The organism is Arthrobacter agilis (assembly GCF_002953615.1).
GTDB lineage: Bacteria > Actinomycetota > Actinomycetes > Actinomycetales > Micrococcaceae > Arthrobacter_D > Arthrobacter_D agilis_B.
In genome coordinates, this window is record NZ_CP024915.1 from 399,599 (window position 1) to 419,107 (window position 19,509).

The 19,509-nt window shown below is 71.6% G+C and carries 14 protein-coding genes; 5 read left to right on the top strand and 9 right to left on the bottom strand.

Translation table 11 applies throughout. From position 1 onward, the window contains the following. Positions 1–107 precede the first annotated feature (107 nt). Together CVO76_RS01985 and CVO76_RS01990 are read right to left on the bottom strand one after the other, a co-directional pair. On the bottom strand, positions 108–647 hold the full coding sequence (locus CVO76_RS01985; RefSeq protein ID WP_133080337.1) for an NUDIX hydrolase family protein: 540 nt from the start codon (positions 645–647) through the stop codon (positions 108–110). A 94-nt stretch (positions 648–741) separates the two neighbouring features. Beyond that, positions 742–1,449, bottom strand: coding sequence for a VOC family protein (locus CVO76_RS01990; protein ID WP_208740496.1), 708 nt, complete (start codon positions 1,447–1,449; stop codon positions 742–744). A gap of 77 nt (positions 1,450–1,526) precedes the next feature. On the opposite strand from CVO76_RS01990, the gene CVO76_RS01995 reads away from it, so the two are divergent. Further along, entirely contained in the window at positions 1,527–2,123 is a 597-nt protein-coding gene (locus tag CVO76_RS01995; protein ID WP_133080339.1) for a YdeI/OmpD-associated family protein, read from the top strand. On the opposite strand, the gene CVO76_RS02000 is transcribed toward CVO76_RS01995, so the two are convergent. Next, complete coding sequence (locus CVO76_RS02000) at positions 2,120–3,115, bottom strand: glycoside hydrolase family 76 protein (protein ID WP_208740497.1); 996 nt, start codon at positions 3,113–3,115, stop codon at positions 2,120–2,122. The genes CVO76_RS01995 and CVO76_RS02000 overlap by 4 nt on opposite strands. 141 nt (positions 3,116–3,256) lie before the next feature. Between CVO76_RS02000 and CVO76_RS02005 the strand changes: the two genes are divergently transcribed. The 4 genes from CVO76_RS02005 to CVO76_RS02020 all read left to right on the top strand — a co-directional run bounded on the left by CVO76_RS02005 (position 3,257) and on the right by CVO76_RS02020 (position 9,465). Beyond that, positions 3,257–4,042 (top strand): SDR family NAD(P)-dependent oxidoreductase, encoded by a 786-nt coding sequence (locus CVO76_RS02005; protein WP_208740498.1) that lies wholly within the window; start codon positions 3,257–3,259, stop codon positions 4,040–4,042. A 47-nt stretch (positions 4,043–4,089) separates the two neighbouring features. Further along, positions 4,090–5,253: an acyl-CoA dehydrogenase family protein gene (locus CVO76_RS02010; protein WP_208740499.1), complete on the top strand. Its 1,164-nt coding sequence runs from the start codon at positions 4,090–4,092 to the stop codon at positions 5,251–5,253. Positions 5,254–5,550: 297 nt separating this feature from the next. Further along, on the top strand, positions 5,551–8,382 hold the full coding sequence (gene ppc / locus CVO76_RS02015; RefSeq protein WP_244186281.1) for a phosphoenolpyruvate carboxylase: 2,832 nt from the start codon (positions 5,551–5,553) through the stop codon (positions 8,380–8,382). Between the two features lie 129 nt (positions 8,383–8,511). Next, positions 8,512–9,465, top strand: coding sequence for an NADP-dependent oxidoreductase (locus tag CVO76_RS02020; RefSeq protein WP_208740500.1), 954 nt, complete (start codon positions 8,512–8,514; stop codon positions 9,463–9,465). On the opposite strand, the gene CVO76_RS02025 is transcribed toward CVO76_RS02020, so the two are convergent. From CVO76_RS02025 to CVO76_RS02050, 6 genes are all read right to left on the bottom strand, one after another. After that, positions 9,462–10,790 carry a tryptophan-rich sensory protein gene (locus tag CVO76_RS02025; RefSeq protein ID WP_208740501.1) on the bottom strand — a complete coding sequence of 443 codons (1,329 nt, stop codon included), beginning with the start codon at positions 10,788–10,790 and terminating at the stop codon, positions 9,462–9,464. The genes CVO76_RS02020 and CVO76_RS02025 overlap by 4 nt on opposite strands. Positions 10,791–10,809: 19 nt before the next feature. Further along, positions 10,810–11,445: a DedA family protein gene (locus CVO76_RS02030; RefSeq protein ID WP_208740502.1), complete on the bottom strand. Its 636-nt coding sequence runs from the start codon at positions 11,443–11,445 to the stop codon at positions 10,810–10,812. A 62-nt stretch (positions 11,446–11,507) separates the two neighbouring features. Beyond that, positions 11,508–12,416 (bottom strand): RluA family pseudouridine synthase, encoded by a 909-nt coding sequence (locus tag CVO76_RS02035; protein ID WP_208740503.1) that lies wholly within the window; start codon positions 12,414–12,416, stop codon positions 11,508–11,510. A 39-nt stretch (positions 12,417–12,455) separates the two neighbouring features. Beyond that, on the bottom strand, positions 12,456–13,274 hold the full coding sequence (locus tag CVO76_RS02040; RefSeq protein WP_133080345.1) for an Fpg/Nei family DNA glycosylase: 819 nt from the start codon (positions 13,272–13,274) through the stop codon (positions 12,456–12,458). Continuing rightward, positions 13,267–18,309: an Lhr family ATP-dependent helicase gene (locus tag CVO76_RS02045; protein WP_208740504.1), complete on the bottom strand. Its 5,043-nt coding sequence runs from the start codon at positions 18,307–18,309 to the stop codon at positions 13,267–13,269. Before CVO76_RS02045 ends, CVO76_RS02040 begins: the two co-directional genes overlap by 8 nt. Positions 18,310–19,009: 700 nt before the next feature. Then, a partial coding sequence (locus tag CVO76_RS02050) for a DUF4232 domain-containing protein (RefSeq protein WP_208740505.1) occupies positions 19,010–19,509 on the bottom strand: 500 nt, incomplete at its 5' end.

Genomic DNA, 19,509 nt, shown 5'->3' on the forward strand with positions numbered 1-19,509 from the left:
ATGTACGTCGTGCCAACCTCTGCCAGTAACCCCGTGGATGTCCTCCGGCGCCCCAGCGCGCCCGTTTCACGATACGGTAACGCGGACCCCGGCGGGTTCCTCCGTGGCTAGCGGCCCCACCCGGCATGGGCCAGGGCCTGACGCAGCAGGTCGGCACGGCCACCGGAGAATTCCGCCTGGATGGACGGGCTGAGCGCCTCGGACGGGGTGAGCCAGGACAGCTCCAGGGCGTCCTGGCGCGGGTTGCACTCGCCCGTCACAGGGATGAGGTACGCGAGGGCGACGGCGTGCTGGCGGTCGTCGGTCAGCCCGGTCTCCGAGGGTGAGGGGAAGTACTCGGCGATCGTGAAGGGCAGGGGCGACGGCGGCAGCTGCGGGAGGGCGAGGGGCCCGAGGTCCTTCTCGAGATGGCGCAGGAGCGCCGCCCGGATGGTCTCCCGGTACATCACACGACCGGAGACGAAGGTCCGCACCATCTCGCCCTGCTCGTTGGCCTGCAGCAGCAGTCCCACCTCGTTGACGTACCCGAGGGCGTCGCACCGGACGGGGATCGCCTCCACGTAGACCATCGGCAGGCGGCGGCGGGCCTCGTACAGATCGTCTTCGGAGAGCCAGCCCGGATTGGGGTCAGGGGTGCGTACGTTCATACACCAGTTCTATAGCAGACCCCCACCCGGCGACAGGCGGCGCGCAGTTCTTCGGCCCGTGGCTGAATCCGCCGGCCCGGTGCCGCCCGACGATTCAGTCGTGGAGGTCCTGCTGCCGGCCGTCGATCCGCACCACGGCGCCCCACGGAGCACGGAGGCGGAGCGACGACCTCCGGCCCCCGCCGACGGCTCCGGCTCCGGCGTCGACGCCGGCAGCCGTCAGGCCCGCGACGAGGTCCCGCACGTCGCCGTCGTGCTCGATGGCCAGCTCCACCCCGGGGCGCTCCCCCAGCTCCACGGTCACGAGCCCGCCGTTCTTGGCACGGAAAGCGTGCCCGGCGCCGGCGTCCGAACCGGCCCGGGGCCGGGCTCCGATGTCCTCCAGCACCCGGACGGCGGATCCCGCGTCGGGCGTCTGCCAGCGGGCGAGGACCGAGAGGGACGACGCCGGCGCGGTCGTCTCGCGGGGGCCCGCGGCGGCGAGGAGGGGAGTCCCGTCCGGGGCGATGATCCGAGCGGTGGTGCCGTGGTGTCCCTCCACCAGGTCCACGGGCGTGCCGGCGGCGATGGTCCGTCGCGCGAACTCCCGGACGTCCGAGACGTCGAAGGCGAGGCTCACGCTGCCGTCCTCGGGGCTGCCGGAGGCGCAGGGGTGCAGGGCCACGCGACCGCTGCCGGCGTCGAACACCTCCTGCGCACCGTCCGGGAGTGGTCTCCGGGAGGAAGCCAGTCCGAGCGCGCGGAGGAAGTCCCGCGCGGCGGTCGGGTCGGAGGTGTGGACGAGGGGTCGGACGCGGAGCATCAGGTTTCCTTCGGAGCGGTGCGGGGAATGGCGGGGGCCCGGTTCCCGAACGGCCCGGGTAGCCCTAGGGTGGTCGCATGAAGGCCGAACTGCCGGAACTCCTGCTGCCCGACGCGCTCGCCTGGCGCGGCTGGCTGGAGGCGAACCACGAGTCCTCGCCCGGTGTCTGGCTCATCGAGCACAAGAAGGGCGGGGACACCACGCTGCTGACCTATGCGCAGGCGCTCGATGAAGCGCTGTGCTACGGCTGGATCGACGGCCAGGCCCGCTCGCGCGACGGGGGCAGCTACTTCCAGCGGTTCACGCCGCGCGGCCCGCGCAGCATCTGGTCGGTGCGCAATCGGACCTACGTGGACAGACTGCGTGCGGAGGGCCGCATGTGTGCAGCGGGCGAGAGGGCCGTCGCGGCAGCGCAGGCGGACGGCAGATGGGAGCGCGCCTACGCCGGACCCGCGACGGCCGAGGTGCCGCCGGAGCTGATGGCGGCCATCGAGGCCGACGACGCCGCGCTCGCCACCTTCCGCACCCTGTCCTCCCAGAACCGCTACGCCCTCATCTTCCGCCTGACCCAGCTCAGGACGGACGCCGCGAAGGAGCGGAACATCGCGAAGTTCGTCGCCATGCTCTCCCGCGGGGAGACCTTCTATCCCCAGGGCAGGAAGCAGGTCGGCTAGCGGCACCGCGTCCCGGCTTCCAGCACCATCCACGCCTGGAGCTGCGAGGACAGGCTGACCGGCCCGTCCTGCCGGGGCGGGAAGACGAGCATCGACCGGTCGACGGCCAGCCGGTCGGCCCAGATCCGGTCCGCCGTCGCCCCGAGGAGCGCGCGCGCCGTCGCCGCGGCCGTCCCCCCGATGTCCGCCGACGCCGCCTGCGCCAGATAGCGCGCGAGGATCCCCGTGAAGAGCCCGCCATCACCCCCGGAGCCGAGCGGCAGCACGCCGTCGTCGTCCGCGACGCCCCGGGCGACCGCCTCCACCAGGTCCGCCGCGTGCCGCAGGTTCTTCGGACCGCCGACCGCGACGAGCGCGCCCAGCACGGTCCCCTGGTTGTAGGTGTGCAGGGACCGCTCCACCCGGCCGTCGGCCTTCACGCCGTCGAGGTAGAGCCCGGTGCCGGGATCGAACAGCCGGTCCCTCAGCCAGTCGAGCAGTTCCTGCGCCCGGGCGCCCTCCCCGCCGCGTGCGAAGAAGAGGGCGGCTGGCGCCGTGGTGGGGGTGTTCTTGTAGTCGCGGGTGGTGTTCCAGTAGACCCCGCCGCCCAGGTCCTCCGTATGGGCCGACCGGAGTGCAGCCCCGAGGACGCGCACGCGGCGCCGGGGCCGCCGTCGACCCTCCATCGCATCGAGGCGCTGGAGGGCCAGCGCGAGCCAGGCCATGTCGTCGTAGTAGGAGTTGCGCCATCGTCCGCCGTTGCGCAGCCACACGCCGCGGGCCAGCTTCCGCGCCTCGGAGAGGGCATCCCCGGTGGGATCCCGGAGGTGCTCGTCGAGGAGGCAGTCGAGGAAGTGCGCCTGCCACCAGTAGTGCCAGTGGTTCCGGGCGCCGGCCGGTGGCGGGAAGGCGATGGCGCCGAGCCGCGTCCCGGGGACGCGGAGGCTCCGCCGGGCGAACAGGTGCCGGACGCTCTGCGCGGCCTGCGCGGCCGCCTCGTCAGGGATGGGCATGTGACCACCCTAGCCACACCGGGAGGGGTCCTGGTTGGGCAGGATGCGCAACCGATCGCCGTCCGGGTGCGCAGTGGGCCACGTCACAGTACGCTGGGCCGGAGGACCGACGGCGGTCCTCGCCGGGCGGAAGGATCAGGCATGGACATCAGCGGAGCGGTCGCCCTCGTCACGGGCGGGGCCTCGGGACTCGGTCTCGCCACCGCCCGCAGACTGTTCGACGACGGCGCGTCGGTGCTGCTGGTCGACCTCCCGCAGTCCGCCGGGACCGACGCCGCCGCGGAACTCGACCCCTCGGGGGACCGGGTCCGCTTCGTCGCCGCCGACGTCGCCGATCCTGCCCAGGTCCAGGCGGCAGTCGCCGCGGCCACGGAACTCGGCCCGCTGCGGATCGTCGTCAACTGCGCCGGCATCGCCACGCCGGGCAAGGTCCTGGGACGGGACGGGGTCCTGCCGCTCGAACAGTTCGCCCGCGTCATCACCGTCAACCTGGTCGGCACCTTCAACGTGATCCGGCTCGCAGCCGAGGCGATGGCGGCCACCGCCACGGTCAGCGGTCTCGGAGGATCCGAGGAGCGCGGCGTCATCATCAACACCGCCTCCGTCGCCGCCTTCGACGGCCAGATCGGACAGCCTGCGTACTCGGCCTCCAAGGGCGGCGTGGCTGCGATGACCCTGCCCATCGCCCGGGAACTCGCCCGCTCCCTGATCCGCGTCGTGACGATCGCCCCGGGCATCTTCGAGACACCCATGATGGCGGGCCTGCCCCAGGAGGCCCAGGATTCCCTCGGCGCCCAGGTCCCGCACCCGTCCCGCCTCGGCAAGCCCGTCGAATACGCCGCGCTCGCCGCTCACATCGTCGAGAACCAGATGCTCAACGGCGAGACGATCCGCCTCGACGGCGCCATCCGCATGGCGCCGAAGTAGCTCCAGCGCACCACCCCCGGTCTCCGCTCGATCGAAAGGACGGCTCGATGGAGAGCCCGCTGCCCACCGCCGATTTCCTCGGCTTCGAGTCCCTCCTGGCGACCTCCGAACGGGAGAAACTCCAGGACGTCCGGGACTTCCTCGCCAAGGACGTCTCGCCGCGCGCCGTCGAATGGTGGAACCGGGCCGAATTCCCGCACGAACTCCTGCCCGGGCTGGCGGCGCTGAAACTCAGCACGCCCGTGCAGCAGGGGTACAGCCACCTGTTCAGCGGACTGGTGATCGCCGAGCTCACCCGCGCCGACACCTCGATCGCGACGTTCTTCATGGTCCACCACGACCTCTTCGTCGAGGCCCTGCACACCTTCGGCAGCGACGACCAGAAGGCGCGGCTCCTGCAGGACGCGATGGACCTGAGGATCACCGGCGCCTTCGCCCTGACCGAACCGGAGCACGGGTCCGACGTCGCCGGTGGCATGACGACCACCGCCACGCGCGACGGCGACACCTGGGTCGTCAACGGCGCGAAGCGCTGGATCGGCAACGGGACGTTCTGCGACTACATGCTGCTCTGGGCGCGCGATACCGAGACCGGCGGAGTGCGCGGCTTCATCCTCGACGCCACGCTGCCCGGCGTGACCCGGACGGCGATCGCCAACAAGACGGCGCTGCGGACGGTCCAGAACGCCGACGTCACACTGACCGACGTGCGCATCCCGGAGGCGGACCGCTTCGCCGGCATCGAGTCCTTCAACGACACCCGGCAGCTCCTGCTGGGCTCACGGATCCTCGTCGGCTGGCAGGCCGTCGGCCAGCAGCTGGCCGCGTTCGACGTCGCCCGGCAGTACGCCCTCGAGCGCCACCAGTTCGGCCGACCGATCGCAGGGTTCCAGCTCATCCAGGACCAGCTCGTCACCATGATGGGCAACACGACGGCGAGCCTCGGCGTCATGGCGCGCATCGCCCAGCTGCAGGGGCAGGGTGCCTCCGACATGGCACAGGCCGCCTTCGCCAAGTCCTTCACCACGGCCCGGATGCGGGAGACCGTCGCGCTGGGACGGGGGATCCTCGGCGGCAACGGCATCGTGACCGATTACGGGATGGCCAAGATCTTCGCGGACGCCGAGGCGGTCTACACCTACGAGGGGTCCTACGAGATCAACAGCCTGATCGTGGGCAGGGCGCTGACGGGCATCTCGGCGTTCGCCTGACCCGGTGCGGCGACGGCGGACGCGAGCTGCGGCTTCCTGCACGCGTTTTGGGCGGGAAGTGCGTGTCGGGCGGCGACACGCCGTCGTCCGCGCCGTTCGGCTGATCAATGCCGTGCACGAACCCGCGGTGGTTGCGGGCCGGGCCGTCCCAGGCCGCAGCAGGGCGGCGCCGGCGTTCACATGACGGACGTGGTGAGGCCCACGCCACATCACTGGGTAGTATCCCAACAGCAATCCGTCGTATCCAGTGCCGCATACGCCCCGTTTTCCGTGCCCTGAAAGCAGGCTGTTGTGACAGTGCCCCTCGAAGTGTCCCCCGCGCGTGCCGCCGACCAGTTCAGCGAGACGGTGGGGGACATCAGTTCCGACCTGCGCGCCGATGTCCGGCGCGTCAGCACCCTCCTCGGCGAGTCCCTCGTCCGGCAGCACGGACAGGAGCTCCTCGACCTCGTGGAGCGGGTACGCCTCCTCACGAAGCAGTCCAAGGAGTCGGGCAGCGGGGACGACGCCGCCGGGCGCGCGGCACTCGCCGAGCAGGTCCGCGAACTCCTCGCGGCCCTGCCCATCGGTCAGGCCACCGAACTGGTCCGGGCCTTCGCCGCGTACTTCCACCTCGCCAACGCGGCCGAGCAGGTGCACCGCGTGCGCGGCCTGCGGACGCGGTCCGAGGAGGACGGCTGGCTCGCCCAGACCGTCTCCCGCATCGCGTCCGACGCCGGTCCGGAGGCTCTCGCCGACGTCGTCCGGGAGCTCGACGTCCGCCCCGTGTTCACGGCCCATCCCACCGAGGCGTCGCGCCGCTCCGTGCTGGACAAGCTGCGCCGGCTGTCCGACATCCTCGCGGAGTCGACGGCGGATGGATCCCAGCAGCGCCGCCGGCAGGACCGCCGGCTCGCCGAGGTGATCGACCTCATCTGGCAGACCGACGAGCTGCGGCAGGTGCGGCCCACGCCGATCGACGAGGCCCGCAACGCCATCTACTACCTGGGGAACATCCTCACCACCTCGATGCCGGAACTGCTGGAGGACCTCTCGGACCTCCTCGCGGACCACGGCGTCGCCCTTCCCGCGGGTGGCGCGCCGCTGAGGTTCGGGTCGTGGATCGGTGGTGACCGGGACGGCAACCCCAATGTCACGGCTTCCGTGACCCGCGAGATCCTGCAGATCCAGAACCAGCAGGCCGTCCGCATCGCCATCCACTTTCTCGACCGGCTGATCTCGTCGCTCTCGTCGTCGACCACGATCGTGGGTGCCTCACCCGAGCTGACGGCGTCGATCGAGAAGGATCTCGCCAACCTGCCACGCCTCGACAGGCGTGTGCTGGAACTGAACGCCCAGGAGCCGTACCGGCTCAAGCTGACCTGCGTGAAGGCGAAGCTGCTCAACACGGCGGCGCGTGTCCAGCAGCAGACGGCGCACGAGCCCGGCCGCGACTACAACGATACCGCCCAGGTCCTGGCCGACCTCGAGCTCGTGGGGGACTCGCTGCGGCGGAACGCGGGGGGCCTGGCCGCCGACGGAGCCCTCGCCACGGCGTCGCGCGTGATCTCCTCCTTCGGCCTGCACCTGGCGACCCTCGACATCCGCGAGCACGCCGACATGCACCACGACGTCGTCGCGCAGCTCGCCGACCGGCTCGGCGAGCTGGAGGTCCCCTACCTCGACCTGGACCGGGAGGGGCGCCGCCGGGCGCTGTCCCGCGAGCTGGCCTCGCGGCGACCGCTGGCGGCGGTCAACCCGCCGCTCGACGACGGCGCGCGACGTACCTTCGACGTCTTCCGCGAGATCGCCTCGGCGCTGGAGACCTACGGGCCGGACGTCATCGAGACCTACATCGTCTCCATGACCCGCGGCGCCGACGACGTCCTCGCCCCCGTGGTGCTGGCGCGCGAAGCGGGCCTTCTCGACGTGGTCGGTGACGGCTCGGGCGGCCCGGACTCCGGTGCCTTCGCGAAGATCGGCTTCGCCCCGCTGCTCGAGACGGTGGACGAGCTCCGCGTCTCGGCGGAGATCGTGGACACCCTCCTGTCCGATCCGACGTACCGCGAGGTGGTGCGGCTCCGCGGCGACCTGCAGGAGGTCATGCTGGGGTACTCCGACTCCAACAAGGAGTCCGGCGTGCTCACGAGCCTTTGGGAGATCCACAAGACCCAGCGGCGCCTGCGCGACGTCGCCGCGAAGCACGGTGTCCGCCTCCGCCTGTTCCACGGGCGTGGGGGGTCGGTGGGCCGCGGTGGCGGCCCGACGTACGACGCCATCCTCGCCCAGCCGAACGGCGTCCTCGAGGGCGAGATCAAGTTCACCGAGCAGGGCGAGGTCATCAGCGACAAGTACTCGCTCCCGGCCCTGGCCCGCGAGAACCTCGAGCTGTCCCTGGCCGCGGTCATGCAGGGCTCCGCCCTGCACCGCACGCCGCGTACGTCCGACGACGAGCGCGGCCGCTGGGCCGAGGTGATGGAGACGGTCTCCGATGCGGCGTTCGCGCGGTACCGCTCGCTCATCGACCACGAGGACCTGCCGGCGTACTTCCTCGCGTCGACGCCCGTGGAGCAGCTCGGCTCGCTCAACATCGGCTCGCGCCCGTCCAAGCGGCCCGACTCCGGCAGCGGGCTCGGCGGACTCCGCGCCATCCCCTGGGTGTTCGGGTGGACGCAGTCCCGGCAGATCGTCCCGGGCTGGTTCGGCGTCGGCTCCGGCCTGCGCGCGGCGCGGGAGGCGGGGCACGAAGGGCTGCTCGCCGAGATGCTCGGCCGATGGCACTTCTTCCGTACCGTCGTCTCGAACGTGGAGATGACGCTCGCCAAGACCGATCTCGAGATCGCCGCGCATTACGTCGAGGCCCTCGTGCCGGGCGACCTGCAGCACCTCTTCGGCGTGATCCGGGAGGAGTACGAGCTGACCCTGGCCGAGATCCGGCTGCTCACGGGGGAGCACGAGTTGCTCGACGACCAGCCCGTGCTCAAGCGCTCCCTCGCGGTGCGCGACCAGTACCTCGACCCCATCTCCTACCTGCAGGTGGAGCTGCTGCGCCGCGTGCGGGCAGAGGCCGGCGAGCCCGACGGGCAGCTGCAGCGGGCCATGCTGATCACCATCAACGGCGTCGCCGCGGGGATGCGGAACACGGGCTGACACGCGGCCCGGACGCCGCGAGTCGTGGCGCCCGGTGATGCCCCGCCGGAATACCCGCCGGAGGGTGCCGGTTGCCGCCTCTGGAAGCGGAGAAGCAGGCCTCAGGGCCGGTTCAACCAGAGGAGCACCATGAAGGCAGTGTTTTACGAGCGGTACGGCGATCCCGACGTCCTCCAGTACGGCGAACAGCCCGACCCGAAGGTCGGACCGGACTCCGTGCTCGTCGAGGTCCGTGCGGCCTCGGTCAACCCGGTCGACTGGAAGATCACGGGCGGTCACCTCGATGGCGCCCTGCCCACCTACTTCCCGGTGGTCCCGGGCTGGGACGTCGCCGGCGTCGTCGTCCAGCCCGGCCCGTCCGTCACCGAGTTCCAGGCCGGCGACGAGGTGATCGGCTACGTCCGGATGGACACCGTCGGGCTGGGGACCTTCGCGGAGCAGGTGGCTGCTCCGGTCCGGACGCTCGCCCGCAAGCCGCGCAACGTGTCATGGGCCGAAGCCGCTACCATGCCGCTCGCCGGGCTCACCGCCTACCAGGCCCTCCGGGCCGTCGGTGCAGGGGAGGGCGATACCGTGCTGGTGCACAACGGTGCCGGCGGCGTGGGGACCTACGCCATCCAGATCGCCACTGCCTGGGGCGCGCGCGTGCTGGCCACGGCGTCCGAGAAGAACCACGACTTCCTGCGTTCTCTCGGTGCCGAGCCGCTGACCTACGGCGAGGGACTCGCGGACCGCATCACCGTCGCGGCTCCCGAGGGGCTCGACGCCGTCGTCGACTTCGTGGGCGGGGACGACCTGCCGGTCTCCCTCGAGCACCTGAGGACTCCGGGGCGGGTAGCCTCCGTGGTCGATGCAGGGATCAAGGACGAGGGCGGGCGCTACATCTTCGTGCGGCCCGACCCGGAGGACCTGCTGGCCCTGACTGAACTCGTGGAGGCCGGCAGCGTGAAGCCCGTCCTCGCGGAGACCTTCCCGCTGGAGCGCGCGGCAGACGCCTTCCGCAGCAGCATCGAGGGACACGTGCGCGGCAAGATCGCCGTGACCGTCGGCGACGAGGGCCAGGCGGGCCTGCCGGCCGCCTAGTAGCGCGTGTCCTCGTAGTCGTCGCCGAGGAGGTCGAGGGGTTCGCGCTGTGCGTCCTCCGCGGCACGGAGCCAGCGGCGGTACGCGTGGTCCACGCGGTGCCGGCGGGAGCCCGCGGTGATTAGCAGCAGGAAGATCGCCATGGCGGACACGAAGGCGACGTCGACCGCGAACGGCTCGCCGAGCATGCGTTCGACGGCGATCCACAGGAGCCCCCAGCACGTCGCGGCGGCTACCGAGAGCCGGCCCCGGTCCGTCGAGCACACGACGGCCGCTGTCATGAGGACCGTGATGATGCCGAGGATCGCCCAGGTGGTGCCCTTCCACCCGAACAGGTCGATCCCGGTGGCCGTGAAGAACGCCGCCGCGTTGGCCGCTGTCGCGACGAGCACCCAGCCGAGATAGAGACCGATCGGCGTGTCGACGGCGGCTCCTTCGAACCGCGTCTCGCCGGGGTGGTCGTTCAGGGTCTGGATGGCCACCAGCAGCGCGAAGAACAGCAGCAGGATGACCACGAGGCTCAGCACCGGCTGGTCGGCCTGTGCGCTGAGGATCCAGGCGAGGTTGAGGAGCATCGAGGCCGCGACGGTCCAGCCGAGCCTCCGGTGCCGCTCACGCCGACGCTGTGCCGGCAGCCACTGGAACACCGTGTACGCCACGAGGCCCGCGTAGATGACGCTCCAGATGGAGAAGGCCGCCGACGACGGCGCGAGCAGTGTCGCGTCCGGGGCGAACGCTCCGCCGGCGGCGTCGCGGATGGACGGACCGCCGAAGGCGCCGACGCCCGCCGCGGAGCCCAGGATGCAGGCCACGGCGCATAGCGTCACCGCGGACTGCCGGACGAGATCCGGGTCCCATGTACCGACGTGGCGGACGGCGGCACCCCCGTGGCGGCCGAGCGCCTTGCCTGTCATGCCCGCAGCGACCCGCGCCCTGTCGGCGGCGACGCGGAGACGCTCCGTGGAGGCACCGGCCCTGTCGCGGTCCCCGCCGGTCGACCCCGTCACGGAGCGGAGCGCCTCGCGGGCAGCTCCCGTGGCCGATCCCACGATCCCGGGTAGCGACCGCCGTCCCGAGGGCGGACCGTCGACCGGCGCCCGATGCCCTGCTACCTGGTTCGCCGTGGCCTGGTTCGCCGTCGCTCGGTTCGTCGTCGCTCGGGCGGCGGTGCCCGATGCGGCTCCGCCCGATGCTGCTCCGGCAGGACCGTCGTCGTCCGAGGTCGCCGTGGTCGCCGTGGTGCGCGGCTGCGCGGCCTTCAGCCGCTCGAGGACACCTGCCGTGCCCGACCGCGGCTCCTCGACCGGGGCGTCGGAGGCTGCCATCGGGGGCCGAACCGGCCTGTCAGGGAGCCTGGGTCCCGGGTTCGTCGGGGTGCTCATGCGCTTTTTTGGCCTTCCGGTGTTTCTTCAGGGCGAGGACTGCCGCCGTGATCGCTCCCACCAGCGTACCGACAGCCATTCCCAGCAACGCACTGACCCCTGCCGGCAGCCCCGTGGACGCGCCCGCGACGAAGCCGAGGCCGACCAGCCATCCCGTCCACAGCACACCTCCCGCAGCCGCCGCGAGCATGAACGGCCGGAGTGGGAGCTCCGCGATCCCGGCGGCGGCCATGCTCGCCGTCCGACCGCCGGGGAGGAAACGCACGGCGACGACGGCCGCGTAGGTGGGCGAGGTGCCGGCCTTGTCGATGGCCCTGCGCAGACCGCGATGGACGGAACGGCCCCATCGGAAACGGTCGAGGAAATGCGTGAGCTTGCGCCGGAACAGCAGGAAGATGGCGACGTCCCCGAGCCAGCTGCCCGCGAACGCGGCGACGAGCGCGAACGGGAGGAGGAGCATGCCGTGGGCCGACATGGTCCCGGCGCCGATGACCATCAGTTCCGAGGGCACCACCGGAAGCACCACGTCGACGAAGATGACGGCCACCATGACGAGGAGGTAGAGCGGTGCAGGAATGTCGGTACCGGGCAGGTCCACGCTGCAAATCTACCGTCCGCGCCCCGGATCCGGACCGGGATCTCCGAGGGTGCGAGGGGACGTCAGGTGAATTCGGCGAGGGTGAGTCCGGAGGTGAACCGCCGGTCCGAGCCATCCAGGGGGTCGGTGAACGCGATGCTGTGGGCCAGGAGCTGCAGCGGCCTGCCGTAGTCGTCGGGTGCCTGCGGATGCAGGACGGGGTAGAACGGGTCGTTGATGATGCCGAGTCCGAGCGACGCCATGTGGAGCCGGAGCTGGTGCGTCTTCCCGGTGTGCGGTTGCAGCCGGTACAGCCCCAGGTCGCCGCGCCGGTCGATCAGGCTGACCGTGGTGAGCGTGTTCGGGGGGCCCTCGACCTCCTGGGCCAGGAGGTAGGTGCGGGATTTCACGATCCGGCTCCGGACGTCGAGTGGTTCGACGTCGAGGCGCAGCTCGGGCCGCACGGGTGCCACCGCACGGTACTCCTTGGTGATGCGTCGGTTCTCGAAGAGGAGCTGGTAGGCGCCGCGGGTCCCGGGATCGATGGAGAACATGAGGATCCCGGCCGTCATGCGGTCCAGCCGGTGCATGGGGATGAGGTCCGGCAGGCCGAGTTCCACGCGCAGCCGCACGAGCGCCGACTCGGCGACGTACATGCCGCCGGGCGTGGTGGGCAGGAAGTGCGGCTTGTCGACGACGAGCAGGTGGTCGTCCCGGTGCAGGACGGACAGCTCCACCGGGAGGCGTTCCTCGATGGGCAGCTCGCGGTAGTACCAGACGAAGGTGTGCTCACCGAGGGGGGTGGAACGGGTCAGGACCTCGCCGCCGAGCGCCACCACCTCGCCGCGGTCGAAGCGTTCGCCGATGCCCTCGGGGTCGACGTGGTCGAACCGGTCGAGGATGTACTCCAGCGCCGTCTCCCACGGGCCCTCGGAGGGCAGGCGGAGCCGGGTGGCATTGACGCCGTTGCGCACGGGCAGGGGTGACGCCATGGCCATCAGCGCGCCGGCCGTTCCGTTGCATCCACTCCGTCAGGGTAGTGCCCGTGCATCTGCCGTCTCCAATCGGGGCTGGCAGTGCGGGCAGTAGTACAGCTCGCGCAGCTCGGTGTCCGAGTCGCCGAGCTGCTCCAGCGCCACGGGGGTGCCGCAGCGCAGGCAGCCCCGCCGGGAACGCCCGTAGACCCACAGGGTATTGCCCCGCAGCTGCCCGGTGGTGGCACGGGTACTGCGTTCCTTGTTCGCCTCGAGGAGCTTCTTGGAGAGCTCGACCATGCGCGGGAGGTTGGGCACCTCGGCCACCGGGGTCAGCGGGTGGACGCCGGCGAGGAAGCACAGCTCGCAGCGGTAGACGTTGCCGATGCCCGCGAGGTTGCGCTGGTCGAGCAGCGCCAGGCCGATGGGCCGGTCCGGCTGTTCCCGCAGGCGGCGCAGCGCTTCATCGGGGTCCCAGTCGGGCCCGAGGAGGTCCGGTCCGAGGAACCCGACGGCGTCCTCCTCCTCGGCGCGCGCGATGACACGCAGGAAGCCGAGTTCGAACCCGACGACGACGGCGTCCTCCGTCCCGAGGATGCATCGTGCCTTGAACGCGGGTCTCCGCCACTTCTCCCCGCGGGCGTAGACGTGCCAGAGGCCCTCCATCTTGAGATGCGAATGGATGTCCCAGCCGTCGTCGCCCCCGCCGCGGATCAGCAGGTGCTTCCCGCGGGCGACGACCTCCTGCACCGTGGAGCCGGTGAAGTCGACCGTGGCGAAGCGCGGGACCCGGATGTCGCAGCGGGTCAGGACCTTCCCGGCCAGCGCCCGGTGCAGCTCGCGCGCCGCCCGCCAGACGGTATCCCCCTCAGGCACGGATCCTCAACCCCCTCGGCGTCGTGTAGAAGCCGGCATCCGCGAGTGCCCTGCCGATGTCGGTGTCGAGGATCTCGCCGCCGTTGACCTTCTCGAGGGCCATCTTGTCCGCTGCACCCCGTCGGATGACCGTCACCAGCGCCAGCGCGGCCGAGCGCAGCACGTCGACGTCCTCGGTGAAGGTCAGGAGGGTCTTTCCGCCCCGTTCGACGTACAGCGCGAGGGCGCCGTCGACGAGCACCACGAGGGCGCCGGCCTTCCGGCCCGCCCGGTGGCCGCCGTCGGCCTGCGGCCAGCCGAGGGCCGCACCGTAGGGGTTGGCGGGGTCCGTGGCGGCGAGCGCGACGGCCTTCCTCGGAGGGGCCTCCCCGCCGAGGACGTCCTGCGCCGTGGGCAGCTGGTTGTCCGCACTGAAGGAGCGCAGGCGGTCCACCGTGGCGGGCACGGCGAACTGGGCGGCGCCGAGCTGCTCGATGAAGTAGCCCCTCCTGCACCGGCCCATCTCCTCGAGCCGCGCCAGCACCTTGTACATGAGCCCGAAGCCACCGGGGATACCTTCGTTCCCCACGGCGCCGCGCGTCACTACGCCATACCGGTCCAGCAGCAGCTCGGCCTGGGCGTGCGCGTGCAGTGTGGTCTCGGACTCCGTCGCGGGCAGCATGTTCCAGCGTCCGGCCGCCAGGGGAGGGGTGGGTCGCTGGTAGCCGCCGCCGGCACCGTCCGCTGCGTTCAGCCGCATCGAAGCGCCCGTGAGCGACTTCCCGGGAGCCCGGCCCAGCCTGCCCGCGCGGGAGGTGCGGGCGCGCGCCGGTACGGCTTTCTGCTTGTGTGCGGTCTTGCCGTTGGCGAGGAGCGAGCGCACCGGGGTGAAGGTGTCGTTACTGATGCGGCCGGCCCACACGAGGTCCCAGAGGGCGGTGACCACGGCGGTGTCTGCGACGGGCTCCTGCACGTCCAGCAGGTTGGTGAGCTGCCGGAGGAAGTATCCGCCACCCCCGGAGAGGGAGTCGAGCAGCGCCGTGTGCAGGGCGGACGGTTCGAAGGTGGGGTCGGGGCGCAGCGTGAGGGACGCGTTCTCGGCCAGGTGCAGGGCGATCCAGCCGTCGTTCCCGGCGAGCGAGCCCGCCCCGGACCACAGCACCTCGCCCGTGGCCGTCAGCTCGTCCAGCATCGCGGGCGTGTAGTTGGCCACGCGCTGCGCCAGGATCAGTGGCTCCCAGGCGGAGGCCGGGATCGGCACGCCGGAGAGCTGGTCGATCACCGTGATCACGCCGTCGAGCCCACGGAGGTTCGATCCGATGTGCTGCCACGCCGGGAGGAACCTGCCGTACGCGGACGGGTCCACCGGTTCCACCTCCTGGCGCAGCGCTGCGAGGGATCGGCGGCGGAGGCGGCGGAGCACCTCGGCGTCACACCATTCGCTCGAGGCGGGGGTGTGCACGGTGATGGTGCCCGGTGCCGCCCCGGATTGGGCGGAGATGTCGAGCACGGGCGTCGCCTCGGCGGGCCGGAACTCGCCCTCCACCACGCGGCCGGCGCCGGCGAGCCGCTGCAAAGATCCGGCGACGACGGCGACGCCGACGCCCAACCGGGCGGCGGCCTCCGCTGCGGTGAACGGACCGTGGGTGCGGGCGTAGCGGCCCACGAGGTCCCCGAGGGGATCGGCGACGGGTTCGATGAATGCGAGCGGGATACCCATGGGAAGGGGGACGCCGATCGCGTCGCGCAGGCGGGCGGCATCCTCGACGGCGGAGATGCGCTCCGCCCCGGCGATGTTGACGGTCAGCGCACGGTTCGCCTTCACCAGGGCGGCGACGTGCCCGCGCACCACCTCGGGGGAGGCACGGCCCGGGGTGGGCGCGGGCTGCGTGGTGGCGGCGAGCAACTCCTCGTCCGTGGGCTCCCCTCCACCGGCACTGGGGTCATCGATGCCGTCGGTATCGATGCCGTCGGCGCCGTTGCCGTGGGTACCAGCCCCATGATCGGCCATCTGCAGGGCAGCACTCGGTGCGGCGGGGTCCTGCCCTGCGGACCGACCCGCAGCGGGTCGGTCCTCCCCGGGAGCCTCCAGCCGCTGGCTGATCTCCTCCACCGTCAACGGGCCGAGGAGCCGCAGCAGATCCGCGACACCCTCCAGCCCACGCGCCAGCCGGTCCGGCTTCAACCGCTGGAGCTCCAGCTCCGTCTCGGCGATCACCCGGGCGTCCAGCAGCTCACGGAGCTCGGCGCGCCCCAGCAGCTCGTTGAGGAGGGTGGGATCGAGGGAGAGAGCAGCGGCACGCCGCTCGGCGAGCGGGGAATCGCCCTCGTAGAGGAAGGACGCCACGTAGCCGAAGAGCATGGACCGGGCGAAGGGGGAGGGCTGCTGCGTGGTCACCTCCACGATGCGCAGTTCCCGGCGTTCGAGGGACGCCGCGAGCTCCTTCAGGGCAGGGAGATCGTAGACGTCCTGCAGGACCTCGCGGACGGTTTCGAGCACGATGGGGAAGGTGGGGTACTTCTTCGCGACGTCCAGCAGCTGCGCGGAACGTTGACGTTGCTGCCACAGCGGTGATCGTTTTCCGGGATTCTGGCGCGGCAGCAGGAGGGCGCGCGCTGCGCATTCCCGGAAGCGTGACGCGAACAGGGCTGAGCCGCCCACTTCTGCGGTGACGATGCCGTCGAGTTCCTCGGCGTCGAAGAGGAAGAGGTCCGCTCCGGGGGGTTCGTCGTCCATGAGCGGTACCCGCAGCACGATGCCGTCGTCGGACGCCATCGCGGAGCCGTCCATGCCGTAGCGCTGCTCGAGCCGCGCGCCGACCGCCAGGGCCCAGGGGGCATGCACGGGCATGCCGAAGGGGCTGTGCAGCACCACGCGCCAGTCGCCGAGCTCGTCGTGGAACCGCTCCACCACCAGGGTCCGGTCACTCGGGACCACTTCGGTGGCCTCGCGTTGCTCCGTCAGGTAGGTGATGAGGTTGCCGGAAGCCCAGTCGTCCAGTCCGATCCTCGCGCAACGCTCTTGCGCCTGCTCCACGGTGCCACCGGACATCTCCCGGTTGAAGGCGCCCAGCGCCCGGCCGAGTTCCACGGGCCGACCCAGGGAATCACCCTTCCAGAACGGCAGCTTGCCGGGCTGCCCGAAGGCGGGGGAGACCAGCACACGATCGTGCGTGATCTCCTCGATCCGCCAGCTCGTGGCGCCGAGTGCGAAGACGTCGCCCACGCGCGACTCGTAGACCATCTCCTCGTCGAGCTCGCCGACGCGGCGGCCGCCGGCACGCGGACCCTCGCCCTCCGAGCCGACGAGGAACACCCCGAAGAGGCCCCGGTCCGGGATGGTGCCGCCCGAGGTGACGGCCAGGCGCTGCGCACCGGGCCGGCCGGTGATGGTGCCCTCCACGCGGTCCCAGATGATGCGGGGGCGCAGCTCGGCGAACTCGTCCGAGGGGTACAGGCCCGCGAGCAGGTCGAGCGTGGCATCGAACGCGGATCGCGGCAGCGTGGCGAACGGGGCCGATGCGCGGACGACGTCGAACCATTCCTCGACGTCGATGGTGCCCAGCGCCGCGGCGGCCACGGTCTGCTGGGCGAGGATGTCCAGCGGGTTGGTGGGGATGTAGAGGGGCTCGATCTTCCCCGCGAGCATGCGCTCCACCGTGACCGTGGTGTTGACGAGGTCCCCCCGGTGCTTGGGGAACAGGACTCCCTGCGAGACCTCGCCCACCTGGTGCCCGGCGCGGCCCACGCGCTGCAGGCCACTGGCCACGGAGTGCGGTGACTCGACCTGCACCACGAGGTCCACGGCGCCCATGTCGATCCCGAGCTCCAGCGAGCTGGTCGCGACGACGCAGCGCAGGCGTCCCGACTTGAGATCGTCCTCGATGAGTGCGCGCTGGTCCTTGGACACCGAGCCGTGGTGGGCCCGGGCCAGGAGCGCCTCGGCGCCGGCGCTCTGGCCCGCCTGTGCCATCATCTGCGCCGGTGTTGCAGTTGTGTGCGCGAACGACGGCGAGCTCGCGGCTGGTTCGGCGGCGTCCGGCATGCCACCGGCGGCCCAGGCGGCGTCGCGTTCCAGGCGTTCGGCGTGGATCTCGTTGAGTCGGGCGGTGAGGCGCTCGGCGAGCCGCCGCGAGTTCGCGAACACGATCGTGGACTGGTTCGCCTCGATGAGGTCCACGATCTTCTCCTCCACATGCGGCCAGATGCTCGCCTGCGGTACGGCGTCGCCGTCGTCGTCGGTGTTGGCCGCAGCTCCGCCGAGCTCCGTCATGTCCTCGACGGGCACGGTGACGGTGAGATCCCACTGCTTCTTCGACGGCGGCGCGACGATCTCCACCGGTGCGTTGCCGGAGAGGAAGCGGGCCACGGTCTCCTTCGGCTCCACCGTGGCCGAGAGACCGATGCGCTGCACCGGCTTCTCCAGCAGTGCGTCGAGCCGCGCGAGGGAGACGGCGAGGTGGGCGCCGCGCTTGGTCCCGGCGACGGCGTGCACCTCGTCGATGATGACGGTGTCCACCTCCATCAGCGTCTCGCGCGCCTTCGAGGTGAGCATGAGGAACAGCGATTCGGGGGTGGTGATGAGGATGTCCGGGGGACGCGTGAGCATCGCGCGGCGCTCGGCCTGTGGGGTGTCGCCCGAGCGGACGCCCACGGTGATGCTCGGCGCGGGCAGTCCGAGGCGCTTCGCCGTCTGCGTGATGCCGATCAGGGGCGCCCGCAGGTTCCGCTCGACGTCGACGCCGAGGGCCTTCAGCGGCGAGATGTAGAGCACCCGGGTGCTGCGCTTCGGCTTCTTCAGCGATGCCTTGCCGCCCTTCGCCGCAGGCTCGGGGACGTCGGGATCGCCGCTGCCCTCACCGGAGGCGATCAGCCGATCCAGCGCCCAGAGGAAGGCGGCGAGGGTCTTGCCGGATCCGGTGGGCGCGACGACGAGGGCGTTCGACCCGGCGGAGATCGCCGACCAGGCGCCCTCCTGGGCCGGGGTGGGCTCGGCGAAGGCGCCCGCGAACCACTCGTGGGTTGCGGGGGTGAACCTCGTCAGTACCTGCGTCACTTCTTCATTCTGCCCCAGCGCACCGACACTCCATCCGGTGCCGCCGCACCGGACCGCGTCCTGCGACAGGCCGGCGGAGAGGGAGTACGTTGCGTAGGACGGCGTACGGAACGAACGACGGAACGAACGACGGAACCACCGACGGAGAGGCGACGCATGGGAGCCGGGACCGGGGAGGCCCAGCCTGCCGCGCCCCGCGGGGACGTGGCCAACAACTGGGTCCCGGTCGCGGGGATCGGGGCTCTCTTCCTCGGCGGAGCCGTGACGGCGCTCGTGGTCGACGGCGACACGCGGCGGACTGCGGCCTATTTCGTGGTGAGCACCCTGGTGCTGATCCTGGTGGCTGCTCCCTGGCTCGTCTCCCACCCTCCGGCGCTTGCCGCTCCTCCGGGCGCCTATCTGGTGCTCGGCGTCGCCGTCGAACTGGGCGCACTCGTCGGCGGTGCCGTGGAGGCCTTCCACGGACTCGGGGCCTGGGTGGTGCTCGGGGTCGGTCATGCGGTGTACGGGCAGTTGGAACGGGCCCGCGTCATGGTCACCGCGGGAGGAGCCGCGGTCGTCCTCGGTGTCGTCGCCATCGCGGCGGCTCTGCCGTGGCTGACGCTGGGGCTCGCGCTGGCCACCTCGGCGTTTCTCGTCCTCGCAGCCTGGCGGCTACGGCGGCTCGGGCCGCACGCGCAGTACCGGGCGGTTCGCGCGGCTAGGCGGCGGGCTGCAGCGTTCCGACGGTCATCAGGACGATCGACGACGCCGAGCATGCCGGGATCTCCTGCGCCAGGACGAGCGAGTCGGTGGCGCCCGGCGGGTAGACGCGGACTCCGGCCGCCGGCGTGATGCCGCACCCGTCGCCGTAGTTCTGGGCGTTGGTCTGCTGCAGCGTGGCCGTCGCCGATGCCCCGGGAGCCAGGAGCACAGGGGTCGTGGCGGAGCCGTCGCGATCCGCGGGAGCGCCGATCTGGGTGCCGGACGCATCGACGAAGGACACACCGGGGAACCCGTCGACGACGCACTCCTGGTCGGATGCGTTGGTCAGCACGATCGTCCTGTAGACGCTCCCGGCTGCTGCTCCGCCGGCCTGGTCCTCGACGGCGCCGCTGAGTTGCGCCGCGGTGCAGACGCCGGCGGCTGCCGGCGTCGACGCGGATGCACTGGGGGAGGGCGACGGCGTCGCGCTCTCCGTCGTGGCGGTCGGAGCGGGGG